The organism is Mesorhizobium australafricanum (assembly GCF_033977265.1).
In the GTDB taxonomy this organism is placed as follows: domain Bacteria; phylum Pseudomonadota; class Alphaproteobacteria; order Rhizobiales; family Rhizobiaceae; genus Mesorhizobium; species Mesorhizobium australafricanum.
In genome coordinates, this window is sequence record NZ_JAVIIT010000001.1 from 63,388 (window position 1) to 85,339 (window position 21,952).

Sequence of the window (21,952 nt, forward strand, 5' to 3'; positions counted from 1 at the left end):
CAGGCCGCCTGACCGCCTGGGGTGAGACACGCAACTTCGAGGCCCCGCCGCCACTCCACTGCGCTTCCCGTGAACCAGCTAGGCCCGGCTCTTTTGCAACCAAACACTCATGGACACGTTGTCTCACGGTCCGCAATCAGGAGGAGGATGCCATGAACGGAATAATCTATCTTGTTGGCCTCGTCGTGATCGTTTTGTTCATTCTGTCATTTTTTGGACTTCGGTAAGATCATGGTCGAAATACCCCCAACAGAAAGCGCTGCAGTGACCCCCAACGTGGCCGCTTCGTCCTATCTTGAATGGGGAGGCATATTTGGCGGGGGTGTTATCGCTTGCGCCATTTCAGTGGTTCTTTTGCAATTTGGGGCAAGCGCGGGTTTGGCGTTGGGTTCTCCAACTCTTCCCAATGGTGCCGCCTCTTGGAATGTGCTCGTGGCCGGACTGTGGGTAGTTATCATCGCCATAGCAAGTTCCGCGGCTGGCGGTTATGTAGTCGGACGAATGCGCACCCGCTGGGAAGATAGCAACCAGAATGAAAGCGAATTCCGCGATGGCATACATGGCATTGCAGTCTGGGCTCTAGCGACACTCGGAGCAGCGTTTTTCTTGGCGATGATTGGTGGCCACGGCGCGGCCGCCGTGATCAATCCCGCTGACGCGCAAGTCAACGAAAGCACCGCGCGCCTTTCCGCCCACATAACTGCCATATTTAGCTTCGCGACAGCTGCAGGCTCCGCGCTTGGCGCGGCGGCAGCATGGTTTGCAGCGATTACCGGAGGTGAACACCGCGATGAAGGGATCGCTTTTCACCACGTCGTACCGGTTCTATTGCGCAAGCGTTAATGGTGCGCAAACGATGCGCTCGCTCGGCCGACAAAGCCAGGCGTAGCTGTTCCAACAATCGTTGAGAACCGTTGGAGAGTGTGTCAGGTATCGCCAAGCTCGTCCACAACCGGACGGGCTGGAAACGGTCCCTTCCAGCCATACAGCGGCCGCCGATCGCCGAACTCAGCCAAAGATGCTGACGTCGCAAACACACAAGCGCTGATCCACATTCGCTTTTGTGCTTCGAAAGTCGCACAAAGGGCAGTCTGGTATGTTTCCGGTCTCGACGCGCCCCCGAGTAGCGGACGACAATTTTATCCTGCCGGAAGCGGCCCCTCTAGATCGCTGCGTCGGCGCTGCCAATCTGAAACATCCCACGCTTGGCGTCATCACCTCGAAGACGACGATATCGTCGCTGTCCGCGGGCGCCCGGAGAAGGCTGTCACGCCACTGAAGTGAGCGGCTAGTCCTGCGTCGAAATCACTTCCGGGGAAGGGTTGACCCTGGTTGTCTGAGCGCGGCAACAGGATTGGACGAGATACATAGTCATCACCGCTGCGGATCTCAGGGATTACTTCCGAAAAGAGTGATCTCCGAATAGCCCGATAAGAAAAAGGTAAACGGGCGACGCTCGCCCGTTATTGTCACAGTTAGCGATGTCGAGGTCCAACATATACCGTCTTTCATGTCCGTGGACCTTTTCGCTGCCTATTTCAGTTTTCGTCCCTTACTCCCCGGCATGAGCGAAAATGCGGAGTACCGGCCAATGGGCAATCGCTTCACGCAATTTGCTGAAAAGCTTGCCTTCGATGCCGATGGCAGACCGAACTCGAACGGCAGCCCATTCGGCTTTCATCGTCCCGCCGACATGGCAATGGCAGACAATAGCGTGCAACTGCCAATCCGTAAGCTCGAAGAAGCGCTTCGCTTCGCCATACGTATCGTTCTTCAGCCCTTCAGCGCACAAAGTTGGATCGGCGAAAGCGATGCTGAGCGCGGAGCCCAGGGAATAGGCTTTGTCGCGCACGTCCAAGGTCATGTACTCCGTCCCGGGAAAGGCGGCGAGGCACCGCTCGGGATTTCGCTCGAGCAGCATTGCCCAATGTTCCAAACGCTGGCGCCGCGTCATAGCCGGAAACAATGCATCGACTTCCGCGACCTGGTGAAGTTCTTCAAGTGTCTGATGTTTCATGGCCGTCTCCCGTTGGCGAGGCGTTCCGCCTGCAACCCGCAGGACGAAATAGCCTCAGTCGTCCCTATGCGGGCGAACCAGCAGTCCGTCGGGAAGTTCCATTGGCGAGAAAATTTGACGATGCGCCTGCTTCTATTTCCCGCTCTCTCGCTGCCTTGGCCCATCCCACGCAACAAGCTACTGCGATGCCTGGACCAGCCGTTGGAGCAATGGGTAATCCTTCAGATCCTTGTAAGGCGTGAGATCTAGGTCCCCCGGCACAGAGCGAAGCTGTTCGTCATCGATCTCTTTCTCATGGCTCTTGATGACGCTTTGGTAGTGCCGCCAGGTCAGGCCAGCTCCTCTGACCGCGTCTCTTTCGATGCGCGAGGCGATTTGATGGGCGTGCAGATAATGAAGTCGCAACTCGTCCAATAGCGCTTTTTCAACAATTTCGTGGCACACCAGAAACGGTTCGAGCCGAACGTCCTTGCCTCTCCATCTGAAGGTGCGGGGCAGATGTCGGTCAATGTAAATCGTCGTGGCATCCCGGCTGTACCCAGCGATGTAGGGAATATCGAACTCGTGGCTGACCTTGACTCGTCGATGAAGCGCGGAAACGACATCAGACAGAACAAGGTCGCTGATATCTTCAGAGCTATGACGGACCTCGTCGGCTAATTTCAATTCCGCTCCTGCTATCTTTCAGCGGAAGCGCCCGCCCATAGGCGAGCGCGCTACCGCTGATTTTTTACTTGTTGATGATGATGCGCTGCTTGTCCCGGTTTTGGGCGTAAGTTGCCTTGTCGTAGGCAGTCTGCGCCTCCAACTGGTCCTTGGTGAAGTTCGTATAGAGGTAACGGTTACCGTTCTTGTCGGCCATGAACTTGAGGTTCTCCATACCGACGGCGACCTTCTTTTCGCCGATGCCCAGAAAGCCACCTACATCAACGATGATCGAGTCGACCTTCTTGTCACCGGTCACGATAACGTCGCCGATCTCGCCGACCTTCGCATCATCTGCGCCATAGACGTTGGTGCCGATCAGATTTGCCGCACTGATTTTGTCTGACGGCATTTCGGTCAAGGTCGTCTTATCGATCGAGGCCGTCGCGGTCGTATCGGTTTTGGTATTAGCCGCCTTGGTGTCTGCCGTGCTGTTAGTCGGCTGGGCCGTCGAGGCTGCCGCAGTATCGTAAGCCTTGGTATCGAAATTGGGCTGAGCTTTAAGCTCTTCCATGGTCGTCTTTGCGACTAGCCAGCGATCGCCGTTCTTGTTGACCCATTCAAGCTTGTTGAAGTCGTAGGCGACATTCTTTTCGCCCACGCCAAGGAAACCGCCGACGCCAATGACGACGAGTTTGGCGTTCCCGACCTTGTCCAGGACGATGTCATTAACATCACCGATCTTCGTCGCGTCATCGGCGCTGCTGTCATAGACCGCGGCTCCCATGATCTTGGAGACGAGCTTGCCATCAGTAACCGGAGCAACAACCTCCGTCTGGGCAGCGGGCTTGCTGGTATTTGCGGCGTGTGCACCGGCGGTGCAGAGCGCCGTCGTAATGAGAGCAGCCGTCGCCACCGTAGCGAGTATCTTGCGGACCATTGTGAAATTCCTCCTGTTGCCTGGTTGACTGAGCGTCGGTATCGGCCAACGCCATTTCGACCAACGAAAACAAAGGCCTTACGTTCCGGAGTCCATGGGTCCTGCCGGCATAGACTGGAGGGGCACGCCGAACCTGTGCTACGTTGGCGATAGGAGTCGCGCGGCTTGGGGAAGGGAGCCATCCCGGACCGGCCGACGGCATAGAATTCTAGACGGTCTTTCGCGCGGCGTCCGGCCCCCACGCTGGCTCTCATATTTGAATCCGAACGCGACTCCGGGCTGCCTCTGATGGATAGTTCGCTAGCACTGTCTCCAGCCAGACGCGTCTTCTTAGCGTTCAGCTCATATCCGGAACGCGAGGACTTCCAGTTTGGCTTGAAGCCGGTGCATAGCTCCGCCTGTAGCGATGAAACACTGAGCCGAACCGCATCGATCTGATTGATAAGCACGGCCTTGACGAGCTTCGACTTTGCATGGCTTTAAGGCCTTCATACCAACCAAGACGATTCCAAACTTTGCGTCACCCGGCAAAGTTCCTCGGCATCCAAAACCCAAAACGCCGGTCTAAACGCTGAGAAGCAGAGCGATTCTGCATGCTCTCGCTTAACCTGCGAAGGGCATGTTGACCGCCAAAGGAAAGGGTGCGTCATATTTCGCGGACGCTCTGAGGACCTTGTCGACGTCGAGCTCGTAGCCGGGACGACGCAACAACTGGCGACCGGTCATGTGCCGATGATTGTCGTGAGGGGATTCGCGGCGATCTGTCCGCCGACGAGGTGCGCATCGCATTCAAGGCTGGGGCCACGGAAGTGGGCATGCTGCTGATGATTGAGGCTTGCTTTGAGCGCATGACTACCGTCGCAGCCAGCGCATCGGTTTGAAATTAAGGCTTGCGTTTTCGGGCGAGAATGTTGGCCTCTCTCAGGAGCGAAGTCCATTCGTAGCCAAGCGATAAGTATTCGAGCCTGCTCCTCGGTTATACCTGTCTCGTCCACCAAGCGTCGAACGAAATAGTCGTTACTCTTACCGGTCGGCCCTCGCTCTTTGTTGGCCAATGGAGCCGTCCTGTTTTAACCCCAACGAACCTGGCTGGCCTTCTGTTCCCTGTTGCGGAACTGAGAAAAGCCCGCCGCAACTAATGAGCGTAAGCGACGGGCTTTTGTTGCGAAAGCGGCTGAATCACGGAGAGATCGACCACTGAGCTATTAATCTCAAAGCCGTGAATTCGTTCCACAATGGGACACGGTATTTCCTTCGCCTGCAAACCCGTTTTATGAGATAGTTTGTATAAGCCGCGCCGAGGTAATTTGATATCTTGCAAGATATGTTTGCAGCCGCCGTCTTGTGTCACCTTCGGCCCGCTGCGAGCTTCGTCGAGGGCCAGTCACTCATGCTGGTGGCTGGTCCTTGTCCTCTGGGCACGATGTAACGCAAAGCTGTAATCTGTAACGCTTTCGGCCTAACGTTCCAGCGTGGTAGGGCTGTGTTGCGCGGGCCCGGCGGAGCCCGCCCTCATGCTCAGAAACGTCATAGGGCTCGTGCTCGAACCCCGCGTTGGAAGCGCTGTCGGCCTAGCGGAAGAAATGGGAGTGTCGTGGACGGAACTGGGAAAGACTATCGTGGAGACAGGCTCATGACCAATGCCTACCTGACCGTATGCTCTCGATGGAGGAAGGCGCTTGGAGGCAACGCCTGATCACCGCATGCCACCGGTAGAGAGGCGGACCAGGGGGTCCGCCTTTCTCTTGGATAGCCGTCAGAACGAGTTAGCCACCCGTCTTCTTGGCCATAGCGCAGAAATCGGCGTGCGCCTTATTGAGCGTGGCATCGCCGCAGTCTTTCAGCACCGCGGTTCGTTCGTCAGGTTTCATCGCCATCCAGGCCGTTTTGAAATCGGCTTCCGACCTGAGCGTCTTCATCCCGGCATCGGTGAAGAACGGGGACATTTTGGCCGGATCATCGAGCGCAGACGTGGACCCAGCCATTGCTGCGCCACTCATCATTGCGAGCGCAAGGGCGCCCATTGTGAACATCTTGATATTCATCGGACTACCTCCTTGAGATAATAATCCTAGAAGGAAAACGTGCGCGTACCGAGAGAGGTTCCCAAACGACGAGAGGTTCAAACGACGGTTTCAAGGTTCGCAGGAATCTTCTCGATTTTTGGTCTCTTAAGGTCTGTCGCTCCAAGCAACGCTGGTGTTGGTGTCTTTCAGGTGGAACAACATAGCAGACGACAAGGTCGGGCTCACGGTGCAAAAGGTCCGCGAGTTGATCAGGAAGCACGGCAACGATCGCCAGACGTTGGAGCGCGAGGCAAACGCGCTCTGCAAAAGATGACCGGTCTGCCTGCCCCCACAAGGGCACTAAGCTCATTTGTAAATTTCCGGCTCTGGGAAAGCTCGTATGCTGGGTGGTCGTCCGCAATTTTAACGGCAGCGGGTGCTTGGGAGCGGTCATCATGCTTTCGCCGAAAGTGGAGGAAGCAATGAGCATAGGCAACGGTCATCGATCGAGGCTTGCTCGCACTGAACCAGGCGAGTATCTGGACCATCTCTTGGAGTGCCCGCATTGCGGTATCATCCGCCTGCAGATCCCGGCCAATGCGGAACCATCCACGCCGATCAGTTGCGCCGAGTGCGGCAGGTATCTCGGCACATGGGACGAGATCCAGACCGATTTCGAACAGCAAGGCGGAGGCGATGGGGTCTTTCGTCTGGACAAGGGCCGTATCAAACGGTTGGAATGAACCGGCCTTCTAACCGTCATCCTCCGTTCGCATGCCATTCTAAACGGGGCGACCGCTCCCAAGCGTCCGCTTGTGTCGGTTGGGTGCGGAGGACCCAGAAATGATACACCAAGAAAGCTCAGGACCGAGTCAATTCCATGCGACTGAAGTCGCATCGCACGGTGCATAGGTCCCGAGGATGAAACCTATAGCCCGCCCCCTCATTGTGTTCCGGACTGGCGCTGTTGAGTCCCTTTTTCGCCAGTCTAGTTGCCAAGTGAATAAATACCCGCTGCGTCATGGGATGCAGCGGGTATTTTTGGCTGCACTTCGCCGACATTTCGCAAAGCGCAAGGTGAATTAATGGCTCGGGCCCGTCACGTGACGTAGCGTTACATCACGTTATGGCCACCGTTCCTCTTTCACATGTTGCTGCAGGGGCGGATCGGCGCCTTCGGCTTGAACGGAGATGTCTGGCGCCTCAGAGGAACGTCAGCGAGCGAGGTTCGGATAGGCTTGACAGTAGCGATGGATTGAGCGGCGGCAACACGCCTGGTGAGCAGCGCCGCCGACATTTTGGCGAGCTTCGACTTTATGTCCAAGGACTCCTCCCGAGAGACTTACTCAAGTTGGCTCCTATCACAACCGCAGCCGCGCCTGCATTAAACTTTGAAGTGTGGGGAGGAATATATCGATTAACCCGAGGAAGGGGATCTTTCACCTCTGACCGGCATAGCGAAAGCTGCCGAGGAACTGCTGCACATCGCGTCCCGAAAAGCCTCGACCGGCAGAGTCGTGGGTGGCTTCCACCAGAACATAGCCGCCTGCTCGACCTCGTCGGCCGCGTCGTCGAGCTTGCGCATCCGCTTCAACATTCGACCGCGCAGCAAAGCGAGTCGCGCGGCTCGATGACGATCGGCTCGAGTATGGCCGTGCGCGAAGTCCAATGGTGCGAACAGCATCATCGGTCCCGCTCCTCAGTAGCGTGCAGTGGGTTGAGCTTCACGAAGCGCGCACGGGCATCTATGACGCGCTGCTGGTCCACCCGGATCCGGTTGCAAAGCGCGATATTGACCGCGACGCCGCCGCATTCATCCGCCAACTCGTTAGCGCGGTTGTGCGAGTGATTTGCTCGGTTGATCCGCTGGCGCGCCCTGGCAACCTCGAGATTCAAAATTTCGACCATCGACCCGACTCCTTCGGGTTCCGGTCCCCTTCACAAAATCAACAGGCACCGGGAACTTTTGTTCCTGCGACGCGGGCGCAGGGCTTGGGGGCGCGCCTATGACCGTGTCGGTCTTTCTCGCAGTCCTGGCCTTCGTCACATCCTGGTCGTTGTATTCGGGCTTGCCTGATGCTCGCGGGCGCAAACCAGTCGGCACGCCGGAAGAACGCCTTGAGCGAAGAAGAAGCAAAAGGCCGAATGGCTCAGGCCCGGGCTCGTCGGCCGGTGTGGGAAGGCAATCAACGGTCGTTAGATTCTCTTAATTGGGCAAACGCTAATATGCGCGTAGATTGATCAGCCGGGAGACCATGCCACCGAACCCGCATCGGCCGGTGCAGTCCCCAAAACCCTAGCATACCCCTCTCTGCACCGGCCACCCAGCGGGCTAACCGAACTCAATTTTGATCTGCAGAAGCCGGAGGCCGTTGACGTCGCGGAAGTACCCACCAGTCCGGGGGAGGTGGCTTTGCCAGAAGTCTGCGAATTATTTCGAGTGCCCGATCCTTGGTCGATTCGGCATCGTGGAGCATCACCCCGCGCGCGTCGTGATAGACGTCCTCATTGTCGGAGAGATCGAAGAAAAACCGTGGCACAGCGGCTTACAATCTCGCACATGCGAGAAACGGTCCAGCCACTTTTCAATACGGTTCGGTAAGGCCGGCTCTATGCTGATCTATGCGCTCAAGCTCCGCTGATAGCTGGTCTGTCTCGCTTATGCCGCGCCGGAAAAGGCACATGACCTTAAGCGCTATCTTTTCACGCTCTTCCTCGCACTTGATCCGGTGCCTTGCGCAGTAGTCATTCAGAGCTCTAGCAAGGACCGTGAGTTCGTCGGAATCGGCTACCCCGTACACGCCAGCACTCCCCAATCGCCGCTCGTTTCGTCTTGCCTTGAGGGCGATGTGGACAAGATACACCCAAAAAAAGTCAGCTTCGAGTCAATTGGCGTCGGACTGAGGTCCTAAGAAAACCGTCGGTATCTGAAATGGTTAATGGAACCGGAATGCGACCCGCACGTTATCGAGCGCTTGGGGGACTCCCACAAAAAATGACAAATGACGCTGTCCCTGGTCGTTGAAGACGAGACGATGGTTTTACTCGATCTCGAAAGCCGGGTTTGAAGTCGTTGGCACCAGCACGGCACAGGACGCTATAGCGTCCTTCGATGAAGCGCCCGATAAATTCAAGGCCCTGCTTTCTGATATCCGTTTGGGGCCGGGATTGTCGGGCTGGGAGGTAGCTCGGCATATACGGCAGACGAACGCCACGATGCCGGTGGTCTATATAAGTGGCGATAGTTTTGGTCAGTGGGGCGCCGAGGGCGTTCCGAACAGCATCATGGTCACCAAGCCGTTCTTTCTCCCACAGATCATCACGGCCATATCAACGCTGCTTAATCAGCAAAATACAGTCATCGATCCAGCATAGGTTTTGTCTGAATGATCTGGATTGGGGCCTGGGAAACAATCACGCCTTGCTCAGCCTCACGCCCAGCGCCGCCGCCGTTCTCGCCGATGAACTCGACGCCGGCTTTTACTTCATTTCTGCTTTGGCGTCATTGTAGACGCGCAAATAGACTTGCCTAACGTCAAGTTCAGGATAGAATTCATACCATGAATGACGTAAGCCTCTAATGTAGTCTTTCCTACCGGTGTCGTAGGCATTCGCGAGCATTTGCTCGGAGGCTTTTAGCGCATTGCCGGTCATGGCGCGCCTTTATGTTATTGCCACTCTACCTCTTCACGGGAGCGGCCCGGCAGGCTGGCGGGGGTAGGTGGACAGCAAACGGCGGACCTAACCGGTCGCTGGGTGTCGGGGGCGAACGCGGCGCCGGCTGGCGAAACAATACGCTCTGGCCGAAATAGTTAGGCACGTATCCATAAGGACGAACGTGGAGTGGCCCAACCCAACGTTCCTGTAGACGCCGTCTTCAGTGTGCCTCATCTCGGGACCGAATTGCTGGCATCAATTTTGCGTCAGACGGATTGTCGGACTTTCACAGTGCGACTGTCTGCTCAGCCTGCACGAAGGCCAGGATCACCGAAGTGCATATACTCAGCGCCGCTGCAGATTGAGGATGTTCAGATCGACGAGAATGGCGATGTGACCGTTTCGATTATTGCTGAGGACATCTACTCGAAGAATTCCACACAGCGCTATCAGATCACGCTTACCGGAGCCGAAATCAGCATTCTCGCCCGCAGCGCCAACGGCGCTGGCGAGCATGACGGCGCCCGATCTCAGCAATCTCCGGGATCGCCCGGCTAGCCCCTTCGGCTGCGGCATGACGGTCCGTCAGTTCGCCGGGGTGCCGGCTGATGCACATGAAGGAAACCCTGCCGCACGGGCATTACCGTGGATTGAGAAGCAGCCTGGTCTGAACCCTAAGATGGGGCTGCAGTGCATGGCGAGCCCGCCAGAGGGGGATTGGACTCCGGGCGGCGTAGAGAATGCGGCCCAGCGACGACCGCGCTCTGGCCGGTCGCTATGTGGGGCCGATCGCACCTTCCAACAGGAAGGCACCCAGCGCGCTCATGAGCATCTCACCAGGGATGCCCAGCTTGCACTGTTCACCGATCGCGATACAGGCTCCGGCGCAAAATGCCGGAGCCCGTGATAGTCCGCCACACTTAGCCCCCGTTAGGTGCCGGGGCAGGCTTGGCCGGAGCAGCGGGTTTGACGGTAATGGACGGCGCGGACGGCGCCTCAACCTTCGGGGTGTTGACGCTTACATTCACGTCCTTCCCTCCGCTACCATTTATGTTGATCACTCCCGTGAAGAACAACAACACAACAATTGCGATGATTCCAAGGATTACCGCAACGACTGTTCCGCCACCTCCGGAGTTTACAATGGTAGGTCCGTCAGCCATGACTTTCTCTCCTTCTTGAGGTTGTACTCCGAAGAAAAGAAACTTTGGATGTATTTGTTCCCCGAACTAGGCTACGGTCCCATAAGCCATCCGACTGAAGTCCCCGAGGAAATTAGCTTATCAGGGCTTGGTTTGGCCTCCGTGCCTCTCTTGAGCGATTGCCTGCACGGTGGCGGGAGCGCTGCCGCGTTGGACAGCCCCACGATGCTGTCCTGAACTCGATCAAGCCGTGTCAACGTGGCATTCTGGAACTTCTCGCTCGATAGAGCATCTTGCGCCTGCTTGGTTTCCACTTGATGAGCCTGTCGTTGACCTTTGTGGCTTGGTCCTCGCCGAAGCGGTGATCACAGCGGTGCGCTCGCTATCACAGATCCCTCCGACAGGAAGATGTCGTATTTGCGCTCAAGTTCGAGCGTATCCCAGTGTCTCAGTTTGAAATTTGACGTCGCGAACGCCGTTATCGCGAGCTGGCGCAAACTCCTCTATGCTTACCGCAAAGCATGGGAGCCTCGATGGCCTACACTGTTATCTGGTATGGGCGTAAAGGTATCATCGAACGCGGCCAGTAATCAGCCGCCAGACCAGCATCCGCAGGTCGACAAGGATCCAACCGCAACATCGAGCACCGGAGGCGACCAGCAGGGTGTCCAGCCCTCGCAGCCTGCCGCGCCACCGAAATAGTCAAGGGAAGAGGGCGATGGCGAATGGCGGACGATGGACAGCGCCGGCCGACGCCAAGCCCGTCGACGGAAAAAACCTCAGGCGCCGGCCCGGGCGTTTCGGAACGCTCGAAAGACGCCAAGGCGCCAAAGGCGGGTCGCCAGCCCGGGGATTGTGTGAAGGAATAAGCGCGCGTTTAGACCGAACCTTCCGGACAGTCGAGCTGAGGTGGCCGGGCCGCGGTGTTGGAGGTCGGATCGGCGCTGCGTTCGCCTTCGGACTACACCTCGTCGAAGCGGCTGCCTTCCTTGGAGGGATCGCGCGACAGGCCACGTTCTTCCGCATCGTCGGGCAGAGCCTCGTCGCTCTCTTGATATGGATTGTCGTCGTCCTCTTCGGGCACCGTCCCTTTGGTTTCCTGCGGATCCGGGGCGCCATTCTCAGCGATGACGCTATCTGGGAGGACCTTGTTGCCCTCGAAGGTATCCCAATCCTGTTGCTCGATTGCCGGAGCTTCTGCCTTGTCCTGTTTTTCGGATTGCCGTTTGTTGCGGGGGTCCACGTTGTTCTCCCATGCTTAGGAACTCCGAGGAGCAATCGTTCGCCAGGGCTATGGTTCCATGGGATAACTTCGAAGGAATGCGCTGTCACGGAACGGCGTTGCCGGTTTCGACTTATTGTGGGAACCGGAAAGACTCATGCTCCGCAAGCTCGATCTCAGAAGCGGCATCCCTGTCTGGTCTGCCTATCGCTCACCCTCGGTGCCGGTAAGCCGGCTCACGCGGGATATGAAGACCGACATGTTGATTGTCGGCATGGGCGTCAGCGGCGCGATGGTGGCCGAAGCGCTGACCCGTGACGGCCACTCCGTCATCTGCCTCGACAGGCGCGGGCCGTTGAAAGGTTCGACTGCAGCGACGACGGCGCTTGTCCAATTCGAAATCGACCAGCCGCTGACCAGGCTGGCGATGATGATTGGCGGCGACGCCGCTCGGCAGGCTTGGCGACGCTCGCGACTGGCGCTGTTGAATTTGCAAGGACGCATCGCCGAACTCGATTTACGCTGCCGATCGGCAACTACGCCGTCGCTCTATCTCGCAGGCGACAGGCTCGGCGCGTTGGACCTGCGCCGGGAAGCGGAAGCACGGCAGCGAACGGGGATTGCCGCATCTTTCTTGACCCGTGAAGAGCTGCGAAGCGAGTTCGGCATCGACCGCCCAGCAGCGATCCTCAGCCACGACAACCTGGCACTCGACCCACGCAAGCTGACCTCCGGCCTGTTGCTTGCGGCGCTGGAACGCACGGCGCGTTTCTACGCGCCGGTGGAGGCAACGTCGATCGAGGACAATCGGCTGGGTGTGACGGTCGCGACGCGGCAAGGGCCGGTGATCACGGCGCGGCATCTGATCCTGACGACCGGATACGAGCTGCTCGATATCGTGCCGGTGGCAAACCACCGCGTCATCTCGACATGGGCTATCGCGACCAGCCCCCAACCGCGGAAAATCTGGCCGCACGCGGCCATGATCTGGGAAGCTTCCGATCCCTATCTTTACGTTCGCGCCACGGCCGACGGACGCGTGATCTGCGGCGGCGAGGACGAAGACTTTACTGACGAGGAACGCCGTGATGGGCTGACGCCGGCAAAGACGCAGCTTCTGTCGAGAAAGCTCGTGGAGATTTTCCCGCAGCTCGACACGACGGCCCATTTCGCCTGGAGCGGCTCGTTCGGCGCCACGGGCACCGGGCTTCCAATCATCGGCAGCGTGCCCGGTCACCCGCGTGTTCATGCAGTGATGGGCTATGGCGGCAACGGGATCACTTTTTCGCAAATTGCCTCCGAGATCATCTCAGCGTCGGTCGCCGGAGCCGACGACATGGACGCGGACCTGTTCGCGTTCAAAACGTGATCTTGGAGGCTTGGCATCCGCCGGGCGATTGGTTGCGATTATACGATCTGCTCGAAAGTGCACTGGCGCGGCGCTTTGTCCGGACGCCACCGGAGCAGCTTTGTGCCATGCCGGAAGCGGTCACCGGTGACGTGGTCGAAGCGGACCTCGACCACCAGCTCTGGCCGGAGTGGTTCCCATTCTCCGCTCCGCTCGGTGCTCCAGCGGCTTGGCCCGCCTGGCGCCTTGCCGGTGAAGCCGGGCTCGCCGCGGAACTTTTCAAGCTTGCTCGTCAGCTCCGCCCGCTCGTCATTGGCTATGGTCGAGGTGAAGCCGACATGGTCAAGCAGACCGTTGCCGTCGTAGAGGCCGAGCAGCAGCGATCCGACCTGCTGCTTGCCGTTCAGATAACGGAAGCCGCCGACGACGCAGTCGGCCGTGCGCAGCCGTTTGACTTTGACCATCGCGCGCTCGCCCGGCCGATAGGGATCGGCAAGCGCTTTGGCGACAACGCCGTCCGTCGAGCCATGGCCCGCGCCTAGCAGCCATCGCTCGGCGATCGCGAGACTGCTGGTAGCAGGCGAGAGGCGCAATGAGGCGTTGTCGGATTTGGCGACGAAATCCTCGACCGCCGTGCGCCGATCGGGAAGCGGCAGCTCAGCCACGTTTTTTCCGCCCGGCGCGATCAGAGCGTCGAATAGGATCAGTTGCGCCGGCGTCTCCAGGCTCAGCTTGCGGATACGGGTTCCCGCTGGATGAAGGCGCATCTGCAGCGCATCGAAGGAGGCGCGACCGCCTTTCTCGATTACGATCTCGCCGTCGACGACGAAATTCTTGGAGCCGAGGCCCTGCAGCAAGGCGACTAGTTCCGGGAAATAGCGGCCGAGCGGCTTGCCGGATTTCGCGCGCAGATCGACATCCTGATCGGCTTTGAAGGCAAGGCAGCGGAAGCCGTCCCATTTCGGTTCGTACTGCCAGGCACCATCACCGCGCGGTAGCTCCTCCGCCGTCCGCGCTTCCATAGGCCGCGTATCCAAGGGCAAGGGGAAGTTGTTTTCTGTCGCCGCTACCATCGCTCTTCCGCGTTGCGGTTCGGCAGATCGATGCCGCAGCAAACCCAGCCTGGTCGCTGCAACGGTCCATAATTGTATCGGAGCTCGAGCTCCGCCGGATTGTCAAAGGTTCCGACATGCGCGAGCTCATGGCGCGCGAGCGCGAGCGGAGAAGCGCAGGCCGGGCAAAATCCTCTTGGTGCAATCGGCGAAGAGCGGCGAAAGGCGGGTTCTTCGGTCGACCATGACAGGTTGACGCCGGTCGTCCAGACAAGCACCGCAAATGCACCTCCAGCCGAGCGGCGGCACGTATCGCAGCGGCAATAGGATGCCCGCTGGTCGCGGGTCACGCGATAACGAACCTTGCCGCAAAGGCAACCGCCCGTTCGTGCGACAGGGGCAGTCTGGGCACGAATCCCGGATGTCTCCATCAAGCTTGAACGCTTCGGGGCTGGTGTTGTTTCCGGCGGAACGTGTGCAAAAATCAAACGTTCCTGCGGCTGGCACGAGGGATCGATTAGTAACGGTCAAACTTCGTCTCTCGAGTACCCTCCGCCACGCGATCTTCCGGCCGACTTGGCCTTTTGAGGTCGGTGCCGCCGCTCGCGCGGGAAAGATTTCTGATTCTTGAGGTCATCCTCCGGGCCTACCTACCAAATCTGCGAAAGATGGTTGCCAAATTCGTTACGGTAGATCCCGGAGCTCGACGATCCTCGAAAAGGCGTGGAGCGTATTCACGCACCCAGTCGTCGATAGAAATGCACTACCAATTGCACTACAAAATCCCGAAATTCGTCTTGTAACTATTTGATTTAAAACATCTAAATTTCAGTTCGAGCCGTCTCGACCGCACCATTCTCCCCCCAAAATGTTTCTTGGATGAGCCCGTGACCGAAGCGGGGTCGGCGCGCCATCTCTTTTCCGAGAGCCAAAACAGATGCGGCGACAGGCCTGAGGCCGTGCCGCCGCTTTGAGCTTTTTTAACAGGTGGCCCGGCAAACCCAGCCTACCCCGTCCACCCCAGGCCAGCCGAGATGCAATTGATCGATACAAGCAGCGCGTCGGTCGCCCGCTTCTGATCCGCCGTGGCGGCGCTTGCACGAACTTCGCGCAGCAGATCCACCTGCAGCCGGTGGATGTCGTCCATCTGCCGGCGCAAATGGTCGAAACGCCGTTTGAACATCGGGAAGCGCGCGGAAAGATCGCCTCCCGTGAGGTCCCTGATCAGGCGTCGCGTCAACTCGTATTCGGCGGCGATGCGGGCGTAGATTCGCCCTGCCGCATCGCTGTCGGACACCAAGCCCGCATAGAGCCGCGCGATTTCCATGTCGGACTGGTAGAGCGTCTTCTCGGCCTCGTCGACGATCAGGCGGAAGAAGCGCGAGTGCTCGAACATGCGGGCCAGAAGCTCGCGCCCGGCCTCGCCGCGCACCGTGACGAAAGAACTCAGCGCGCTGCCGATGCCATACCAGCCGGTCAACAGATGTCGGTTCTGGCTCCAGGCGAACACCCAAGGAATGGCGCGCAGGTCGGCGATGCCGCTGGCGCCGAAACGGCGATCCGGCCGTGAGCCCATTTTCAGCAGCGCAAGTTCCGCGACCGGGCTTGCCTGGTTGAAATAATCGAGGAAGCCGGGCTCGGCCATCAACCCGGCATAGGACGCCTGCGACATGCCCGCCAGCGCCTCCAGCGCTTCGTCGAACTCCGGCGTTTCCTTGGGCACGGCATCGCCGGGCGATCCCACACCATGGGCCAGCACGGCGGCGGCAAGAACTTCGAGCTGATTGAGGCCGGTGCCGCGATTGGCGAATTTCGACGAGACGACCTCGCCCTGCTCGGTCACCCGCATGGTGCCGGCGACAGTGCCTTGCGGCTGCGCCGCGATCGCCCGGCCGGTCGGTGCGCCGCCACGGCTGACGGAGCCGCCGCGGCCGTGGAAGAAACTGATTCGGACCTTGTGCTTGCGGCCGATGGCAGCGAGGCGCTTTTGCGCTTTGGCGAGTTCCCAGTTGGAAGCGAGGAAGCCGCCGTCCTTGTTGGAATCCGAATAGCCGAGCATGATTTCCTGGCGCGCGCCGAAATCGCGCACCGTGCGCCTCACCAGCGAGGTGTCGAGCAATCCGTTCAATATGCCAGGCGCGGCCTGCAGGTCGGCGATGGTCTCGAACAATGGCACGATCCGCAGCCTGATCGCGCCGCCGCCGCCGGGCGCGGTTGAAAGCCCGCAATATTGCGCCAGCAGGTAGACCGCGAGCAGATCGTCGGCCGAGCGTGTCATGCTGAGCACGAAAGAGCCGACGGCGTCGGCATCCGAACCCGAGATGTGCTTGGCGATGACGGAAAATGTCGAAAGCAGCTCGCCTGCTTCAGGCGAGAGCCGCCCTTCGTCGATCTCCAGCCGCTCGCCCTGGCTGAGCGCAGCGCGAATGCGCGCCGACCATTGCGGCGTGCCGGTCGCGACCGGATCGGCGGGATCTGTCAGCGCAAACAGCTCGGCCAGCACCCGGTTGACGACCGTGGAGTTCTGCCGGATGTCGAGCGACACGGTGCGGAAGCCGAAGCTTCCGACCTGCCAAAGCAGAGGCTGGACGAAACGCCTGGCTACCGCGCGTCCGCCGATCGCTTCGAGAACGCAGGACAGCCCGTACAGATCGGCGCGAAACGCCTCCGCCGAGAGGTATGCCGCCTGACCGCCGTCTCGTGTCGCGACCAACCGGGCATGCAAGGCCGACGCGAACTGGCGAAGCGGTTCGTCGGGGTTGCGGGCGGCGATCTCTTCAGCCTCGCCACTTTTTTCAAGCGCCGTTTGCAGCACCGGCTTGAAGCTGGCCGGCAGCTCAATGACGTTCGAGCTGGCGCTGAGCACCGCCACCAGCCGCTGCACCTGCGTCAGATACCAGCCTATGGCGGTGTTGCGGTATTCGGCCATGGCATGGCTGGTGACCGCGGCCGTCACGTTGGGATTGCCGTCGCGGTCGCCGCCGATCCAGGAGGCATAGTGCATGAAGGAGGGAATCCTGATCGGCTCGCCCGGATAGTGGCGCTCGAAGGCGCCTTGAAGCTTGCCATAGAGCTGCGGCGTCGCCTCGAAGATGACTTCGCGAAAGAAATGCAGGCCCCAGGCGATTTCGCGTTCGACCGTCGGGCGCTCCAACCGCAGCTCGCCCGTCATCCAAAGAAGCTCGATCTCGCTTTCAAGGTCTGCGACCAACAGGTCGCGTTCGCGCGGCGCCCAGCGCGGCTGGTCGAGCTCGGTCAGCTTGCGATAGATACGGCGATGGATCTCCAGCACGGTGACGCGCTTGGCCTCCGTCGGGTGGGCGGTCATGGTCGGGCCGACGCAAAGCCCGTCGAGCGCCGCCTGGACTTCTTCCGCCGAGTGGCCGTTCGCCGCCATCTGCGCGACCACGCTGGCGAAGGACCCGGGCACCTCGTCGACACCCCCGCCCTGTTCGAGTTCGCGGCGCGCCCGCATGGCAAGCAGCTCGTCGGCGATCGTCAGCAACTGGAACCACACGCCGCTCGCCTGAAGCGCCGGAATGCGCTGCTCGGCGGCGAGGGAGACAAGAGACCTGCGCCCGCTCAGGACCGCGGCGATCTCGGGCTCGCGCGCGCTTGCGACCTGAAGCAGCAGGCGCAACAACAGGCTGCGCTCGTCCTCACGAAACTTGATGCGTCTGCTCTGTTCCAAAGCCGCTTCCTCGTTCGCATCGATCGCAGCCGCGCCCCTCAAATCGAGGTGGCGCCGGCGTCAGGCGACCCGGTCGGGAACCGGGCGACCCTCGAAGAAGGCGGTCAGGTTCTCCACCACCTTCATGCCCATCGCCACGCGCGTTTCCTCGGTCGCGCTACCGAGATGCGGCAACAGCACGACGTTCTCCAGGCGCTTCAGCGCCTCCGGAACGGCCGGCTCGTCGGCAAAGACATCGAGACCCGCGCCTGCGATCTCGCGCCTTTCCAGCGCGCCGATCAGGGCATCCTGGTCGACGACGTCGCCGCGCGCCGTGTTGATCAGGAACGCGCCGGCTTTCATCGACCGCAGGCGTCGAGCATCGATGAGATGGCGGTTTTCCGCTCCGCCCGGACAATGCAGCGACACGAAGTCGGATGTTGCGAGCACATCTTCCAGATTTGGCATCTGCACGGCGCCCATGGCGCGCGTCTCGTCATCGTCGACAGGCGAGCGATTGAAGAAGACGATCTTCATGCCGAAGCCGAAATGCGCGCGCCTGGCTGTCGCCTTGCCGATGCGCCCCATGCCGACAATGCCCAAGGTCTTGCCCGACACTTTCGCGCCGGCCATGTGGGTCGGCGACCAGCCGCGCCACTCACCGGCCCGCAACTGCCGCTCGCCTTCACCGGTCCGGCGCGCGACAGCCAACATCAGGCTAAGCGCAAGGTCGGCGGTGCAATCGGTCAGCACGCCCGGCGTGTTGGTCACCACGATGTCGCGGTCGCGCGCCGCCGCGACATCGATATGGCTGAAGCCGACGCCGAAATTGGCGATGATGCGGGTGCGGGCGGCGCTGTCGGGAAACACCGCGACAGGCAAACGGTCGCTGACCGTTGCCAGAATCGCATCAAAGTCCGCGAAGGCGGAAGTCATTGCGGCAGGGCTCAGCGGCATATCGCTGGCGTTGAGCGTCGTGTCGAAGCGCTCGGCGAGGATCGCTTCGACGGCGGCCGGCCATCTGCGGGTGACTATCAAACGCGGTTTCATCGAATTTCCTGCCGATCGATGGGTCGCCGCGATGTTTCCGGCGACCCGATACAGACATTACCTCCTGCGCTGCGCGGCCTTCGCGCGGCGGTCGGCCGTCACGCTGCCTTCTTGGTCCGCGCCAGCGTGTCGGCCACGACCTCGCCGAAAGAGGCAGGCGTCGGCACGATGACGACGCCGGCTTCCTTCAGGATTTCGACCTTTTCCTGCGCCGATTCGCCGAAGGCCGAGATGATCGCGCCGGCATGGCCCATGCGGCGGCCCTTCGGGGCGGAAAGGCCGGCGATATAGGCGATCAGCGGCTTGCGCATATTGTCGCGCGCCCAGATCGCGGCTTCGGCTTCCTGCGGGCCGCCAATTTCGCCGATCATCACCACGGCGTCGGTGTCCTCGTCCCGCTCGAAGAGCTGCAGGATGTCCTTGAAGGACGAGCCGTTGATCGGATCGCCGCCGATGCCGACGCTGGTCGACACACCGATGCCCAGCGCCTTCATCTGCGAGGCGGCCTCGTAGCCCAGCGTGCCGGAACGGCCGACGATGCCGACGCGTCCGGGGAGGTAGATGCTGCCGGGCATGATGCCCATCAGCGCCTGTCCGGGCGTGATGACGCCGGCGCAGTTCGGCCCGACGAGGCGCATGCGGTCCTCGAAGCGGTAGCGGCGCATGTAGCGCTTCACCTGCATCATATCCTGCGAGGGGATGCCGTCGGTTATGCAGACGCAGAGCTTGATGCCGGCATCGGCCGCTTCCATGATCGAGTCGGCGGCGAAGGGCGGAGGCACGAAGACGATGCTGGCTTCGGCGCGGGTCTCGCGCACCGCGCCCTTGACGGTGTTGAAGATGGGCAGGCCGAGATGCGTCTGGCCGCCTTTGCCGGGGGTGACGCCGCCGACCAGCTTGGTGCCGTAGCGCTTCATGTCGTCGGCGTGGAAGCTGCCGATCTTGCCGGTGAACCCTTGCACGATGACGCGCGTGCTGCGGTTGAGCAGGATTGCCATTTTCTCGACCTCCCTCAGGCTGCTTTTTTGTTCTTTGTGGCTTCGCGCCAGGCGGCGACCGCTTTTTCGGCGGCTTCGGCCAGCGTCTCGGCGACAATCACCGCCTCGCCGGAATCGGCCAGGATCTTGCGTCCTTCCTCCACCTTGGTGCCCGAAAGGCGCACCACCAGCGGCACGTCGACGCCGACCTCGCGGATCGCCTTGATCACACCCTCGGCCACCCAGTCGCAGCGGTTGATGCCGGCGAAGATGTTGACCAGGATGGCCTCGACATTCTTGTCGCCAAGCACGGCGCGGAAGGATTTCGCCACCCGCTCTGGCGAGGCGCCGCCGCCGATGTCGAGGAAGTTGGCCGGCTCGCCGCCGGCGATCTTGATCATGTCCATCGTCGCCATGGCGAGGCCGGCGCCGTTGATGATGCAGCCGATATTGCCGTCCAGGCCGACATAGGAGAGGCCGCGATCGCTGGCGAACGTCTCGCGCGGGTCTTCCTGGCTCTTGTCGCGCAGCTCGGAGATTTCCGGGCGGCGGAACAGCGCGTTCTCGTCGAAGGACATTTTTGCATCGAGCGCGACGAGGCTGCCGTCGCGCGTCACCACCAGCGGATTGATCTCCAGCATCGAGGCGTCGTAGTCGCGGAACACCTGGTAGCAGCCGAGGATGGTTTCGGTAGCCTTGCCGATCAGGTTGCTTTCAAGCCCGAGACCGAAGGCGATCTCGCGCGCCTGGAAGCCCTGCATGCCGACACCGGGATCGACCGTGGCACGGATGATCGAATCAGGCTTTTTCTCGGAGATATCCTCGATCTCCATGCCGCCGGCGGCCGACGCCACGATCATGACGCGCTCTTCCTTGCGGTCGAGCACAAAGCCGAGATAGAGCTCCTGGGCGATGTCGACAGCTTCCTCGAGATAGAGGCGCGAGATCAGCTTGCCGCGCGGGCCGGTCTGCTGGGTTACCAGCTTGCGCCCGAGCATGGCTTCCGCCGCATTGGAAATTTCCTCGTCGTTGGAGCAGAGCTTGATGCCACCGGCCTTGCCGCGCGCGCCGGAATGAACCTGCGCCTTCAGCACCCATTTCGAGCCGCCGATCTCTCTGGCACGGTAGGTCGCCTGTTCGGGGCTGTAGGCAAGGCCGCCACGCGGCACGTGCACGCCGTGACGCGCAAGCAGTTCCTTGGCCTGGTATTCGTGGATGTCCATCTTGTCCTCCCGTAGTTCTTATTGCGCGGCGTGCGGCCCATTAGCCGACAAAGTTTGCCCTGCGCGCTCGATCGCCTCGTTCACCACCAGCACGTTGCGCGCCATGCGCTCCGACGCGGCGTCGATCATCTTGCCGTCGAGCGCGGCAGCACCCTTGCCGAGCGCCTCGGCTTCCTTCAGCACTTCAAGGATGCGGCGGGCGCGCGTGACCTCTTTCTCGGGCGGCGAGAACACGTCGTTGGCCAAGGCGATCTGCGAAGGGTGGATCGCCCATTTGCCTTCGATGCCGAGCGCGGCGGCGCGTCTGGCGGCCGCCTTGTAGCCTTCGGGATCGGAGAAATCGCCGAACGGTCCGTCGATGGCGCGCAGGCCATAGGCGCGGCAGGCGACCGTCATGCGCGACAGGGCGAAATGCCACTGGTCGCCGGGGTAGTCGGGGTTCAGCCCGCCGATATTGACGGTGCGCGCCTTGTTGCTGGCGGCATAGTCGGCGACGCCGAAATGCATCGCTTCCAGCCGCCCGGGCGTGGCGGCGATCGCCTCGACATTGGCCATGCCGAGCGCCGTCTCGATCAGCGCTTCAAGCCCGACACGGGTCTTGAAACCCTTGGCCATCTCGATCTGGTTGACCATGGCCTCGACCATATAGAGGTCGGCCGGCACGCCGACCTTCGGCACCAGGATGGTATCCAGCCGGTCGCCGGCCTGTTCCATGACGTCGACGACGTCGCGGTACATGTAATGCGTGTCGAGGCCGTTGATGCGCACCGAAACCGTCTTGCCCTTGGCGCGCCAGTCGATGTCGTTCAGCGCCTGGATGATGTTCTTGCGGGCACGCTCCTTGTCGGGCGGCGCGACCGCGTCCTCGATGTCGAGGAAGACGAAGTCGGCGGCGCTGTTCGCCGCCTTGTCGATCATCTCCGGGCTGGAGCCGGGCACAGCCAGTTCGCTGCGCTGCAGCCGCAATTTCTTCAGGTGGTTGATGGTGTGGCTCATGATCCGC

General features: G+C 60.6%; 21 protein-coding genes. 4 read left to right on the forward strand and 17 right to left on the reverse strand.

Going from position 1 to position 21,952, the window contains the following annotated elements:
• Nucleotides 1-231: 231 nt before the first annotated feature.
• Entirely contained in the window at nt 232-843 is a 612-nt protein-coding gene (locus tag RFM98_RS00370; RefSeq protein WP_320306985.1) for a hypothetical protein, read from the forward strand.
• Between the two features lie 709 nt (nt 844-1,552).
• Here the strand turns inward: RFM98_RS00370 and RFM98_RS00375 are convergent.
• The 4 genes from RFM98_RS00375 to RFM98_RS00390 all read right to left on the reverse strand — a co-directional run bounded on the left by RFM98_RS00375 (nt 1,553) and on the right by RFM98_RS00390 (nt 5,647).
• Nucleotides 1,553-2,017 carry a hypothetical protein gene (locus RFM98_RS00375; RefSeq protein ID WP_320306986.1) on the reverse strand — a complete coding sequence of 155 codons (465 nt, stop codon included), beginning with the start codon at nt 2,015-2,017 and terminating at the stop codon, nt 1,553-1,555.
• Between the two features lie 177 nt (nt 2,018-2,194).
• A complete protein-coding gene (locus RFM98_RS00380; RefSeq protein ID WP_320306987.1) occupies nt 2,195-2,683 on the reverse strand; it encodes a hypothetical protein in 489 nt (162 codons plus the stop codon).
• 64 nt (nt 2,684-2,747) lie between these two features.
• On the reverse strand, nt 2,748-3,602 hold the full coding sequence (locus RFM98_RS00385; protein WP_320306988.1) for a PRC-barrel domain-containing protein: 855 nt from the start codon (nt 3,600-3,602) through the stop codon (nt 2,748-2,750).
• Between the two features lie 1,766 nt (nt 3,603-5,368).
• Nucleotides 5,369-5,647, reverse strand: a complete 279-nt coding sequence (locus tag RFM98_RS00390; RefSeq protein ID WP_320306989.1) for a hypothetical protein — start codon at nt 5,645-5,647, stop codon at nt 5,369-5,371.
• Between the two features lie 416 nt (nt 5,648-6,063).
• On the opposite strand from RFM98_RS00390, the gene RFM98_RS00395 reads away from it, so the two are divergent.
• Complete coding sequence (locus tag RFM98_RS00395) at nt 6,064-6,351, forward strand: hypothetical protein (protein ID WP_320306990.1); 288 nt, start codon at nt 6,064-6,066, stop codon at nt 6,349-6,351.
• 674 nt (nt 6,352-7,025) lie between these two features.
• On the opposite strand, the gene RFM98_RS00400 is transcribed toward RFM98_RS00395, so the two are convergent.
• The 3 genes from RFM98_RS00400 to RFM98_RS31305 all read right to left on the reverse strand — a co-directional run bounded on the left by RFM98_RS00400 (nt 7,026) and on the right by RFM98_RS31305 (nt 8,148).
• The gene (locus RFM98_RS00400; protein ID WP_320306991.1) at nt 7,026-7,295 is read right to left on the reverse strand and encodes a hypothetical protein; all 270 of its coding nucleotides are present in this window, start codon (nt 7,293-7,295) and stop codon (nt 7,026-7,028) included.
• Nucleotides 7,292-7,516 carry a hypothetical protein gene (locus RFM98_RS00405; protein WP_320306992.1) on the reverse strand — a complete coding sequence of 75 codons (225 nt, stop codon included), beginning with the start codon at nt 7,514-7,516 and terminating at the stop codon, nt 7,292-7,294. Before RFM98_RS00405 ends, RFM98_RS00400 begins: the two co-directional genes overlap by 4 nt.
• A gap of 434 nt (nt 7,517-7,950) precedes the next feature.
• Nucleotides 7,951-8,148 (reverse strand): DUF6894 family protein, encoded by a 198-nt coding sequence (locus RFM98_RS31305; RefSeq protein ID WP_430682230.1) that lies wholly within the window; start codon nt 8,146-8,148, stop codon nt 7,951-7,953.
• A 481-nt stretch (nt 8,149-8,629) separates the two neighbouring features.
• Between RFM98_RS31305 and RFM98_RS00410 the strand changes: the two genes are divergently transcribed.
• The gene (locus RFM98_RS00410; RefSeq protein WP_320306993.1) at nt 8,630-8,983 is read left to right on the forward strand and encodes a response regulator transcription factor; all 354 of its coding nucleotides are present in this window, start codon (nt 8,630-8,632) and stop codon (nt 8,981-8,983) included.
• A 627-nt stretch (nt 8,984-9,610) separates the two neighbouring features.
• Here RFM98_RS00410 and RFM98_RS00415 read toward each other — a convergent pair.
• From RFM98_RS00415 to RFM98_RS00425, 3 genes are all read right to left on the reverse strand, one after another.
• Nucleotides 9,611-9,781, reverse strand: coding sequence for a hypothetical protein (locus tag RFM98_RS00415; RefSeq protein ID WP_320306994.1), 171 nt, complete (start codon nt 9,779-9,781; stop codon nt 9,611-9,613).
• A gap of 404 nt (nt 9,782-10,185) precedes the next feature.
• Complete coding sequence (locus RFM98_RS00420) at nt 10,186-10,428, reverse strand: hypothetical protein (RefSeq protein ID WP_320306995.1); 243 nt, start codon at nt 10,426-10,428, stop codon at nt 10,186-10,188.
• Between the two features lie 940 nt (nt 10,429-11,368).
• On the reverse strand, nt 11,369-11,650 hold the full coding sequence (locus RFM98_RS00425; RefSeq protein ID WP_320306996.1) for a hypothetical protein: 282 nt from the start codon (nt 11,648-11,650) through the stop codon (nt 11,369-11,371).
• 136 nt (nt 11,651-11,786) lie between these two features.
• Here RFM98_RS00425 and RFM98_RS00430 point away from each other — a divergent pair, with 136 nt between their 5' ends.
• Complete coding sequence (locus RFM98_RS00430; RefSeq protein WP_320306997.1) at nt 11,787-12,998, forward strand: NAD(P)/FAD-dependent oxidoreductase; 1,212 nt, start codon at nt 11,787-11,789, stop codon at nt 12,996-12,998.
• A gap of 38 nt (nt 12,999-13,036) precedes the next feature.
• Here RFM98_RS00430 and RFM98_RS00435 read toward each other — a convergent pair whose 3' ends face one another.
• From RFM98_RS00435 to RFM98_RS00465, 7 genes are all read right to left on the reverse strand, one after another.
• A complete protein-coding gene (locus tag RFM98_RS00435; protein WP_320306998.1) occupies nt 13,037-14,050 on the reverse strand; it encodes an ATP-dependent DNA ligase in 1,014 nt (337 codons plus the stop codon).
• Nucleotides 14,044-14,460, reverse strand: a complete 417-nt coding sequence (locus RFM98_RS00440) for a GFA family protein (protein WP_320307526.1) — start codon at nt 14,458-14,460, stop codon at nt 14,044-14,046. Before RFM98_RS00440 ends, RFM98_RS00435 begins: the two co-directional genes overlap by 7 nt.
• Before the next feature lie 575 nt (nt 14,461-15,035).
• A complete protein-coding gene (locus tag RFM98_RS00445) occupies nt 15,036-17,720 on the reverse strand; it encodes a phosphoenolpyruvate carboxylase (RefSeq protein WP_320306999.1) in 2,685 nt (894 codons plus the stop codon).
• A 60-nt stretch (nt 17,721-17,780) separates the two neighbouring features.
• Nucleotides 17,781-18,749, reverse strand: a complete 969-nt coding sequence (locus tag RFM98_RS00450) for a 2-hydroxyacid dehydrogenase (protein WP_320307000.1) — start codon at nt 18,747-18,749, stop codon at nt 17,781-17,783.
• Nucleotides 18,750-18,847: 98 nt separating this feature from the next.
• Nucleotides 18,848-19,747 (reverse strand): succinate--CoA ligase subunit alpha, encoded by a 900-nt coding sequence (gene sucD, locus RFM98_RS00455; protein ID WP_320213145.1) that lies wholly within the window; start codon nt 19,745-19,747, stop codon nt 18,848-18,850.
• A 14-nt stretch (nt 19,748-19,761) separates the two neighbouring features.
• Complete coding sequence (locus RFM98_RS00460; RefSeq protein ID WP_320213144.1) at nt 19,762-20,949, reverse strand: malate--CoA ligase subunit beta; 1,188 nt, start codon at nt 20,947-20,949, stop codon at nt 19,762-19,764.
• An 18-nt stretch (nt 20,950-20,967) separates the two neighbouring features.
• Entirely contained in the window at nt 20,968-21,945 is a 978-nt protein-coding gene (locus RFM98_RS00465; protein WP_320307001.1) for an HpcH/HpaI aldolase/citrate lyase family protein, read from the reverse strand.
• Between the last annotated feature and the right edge of the window lie 7 nt (nt 21,946-21,952).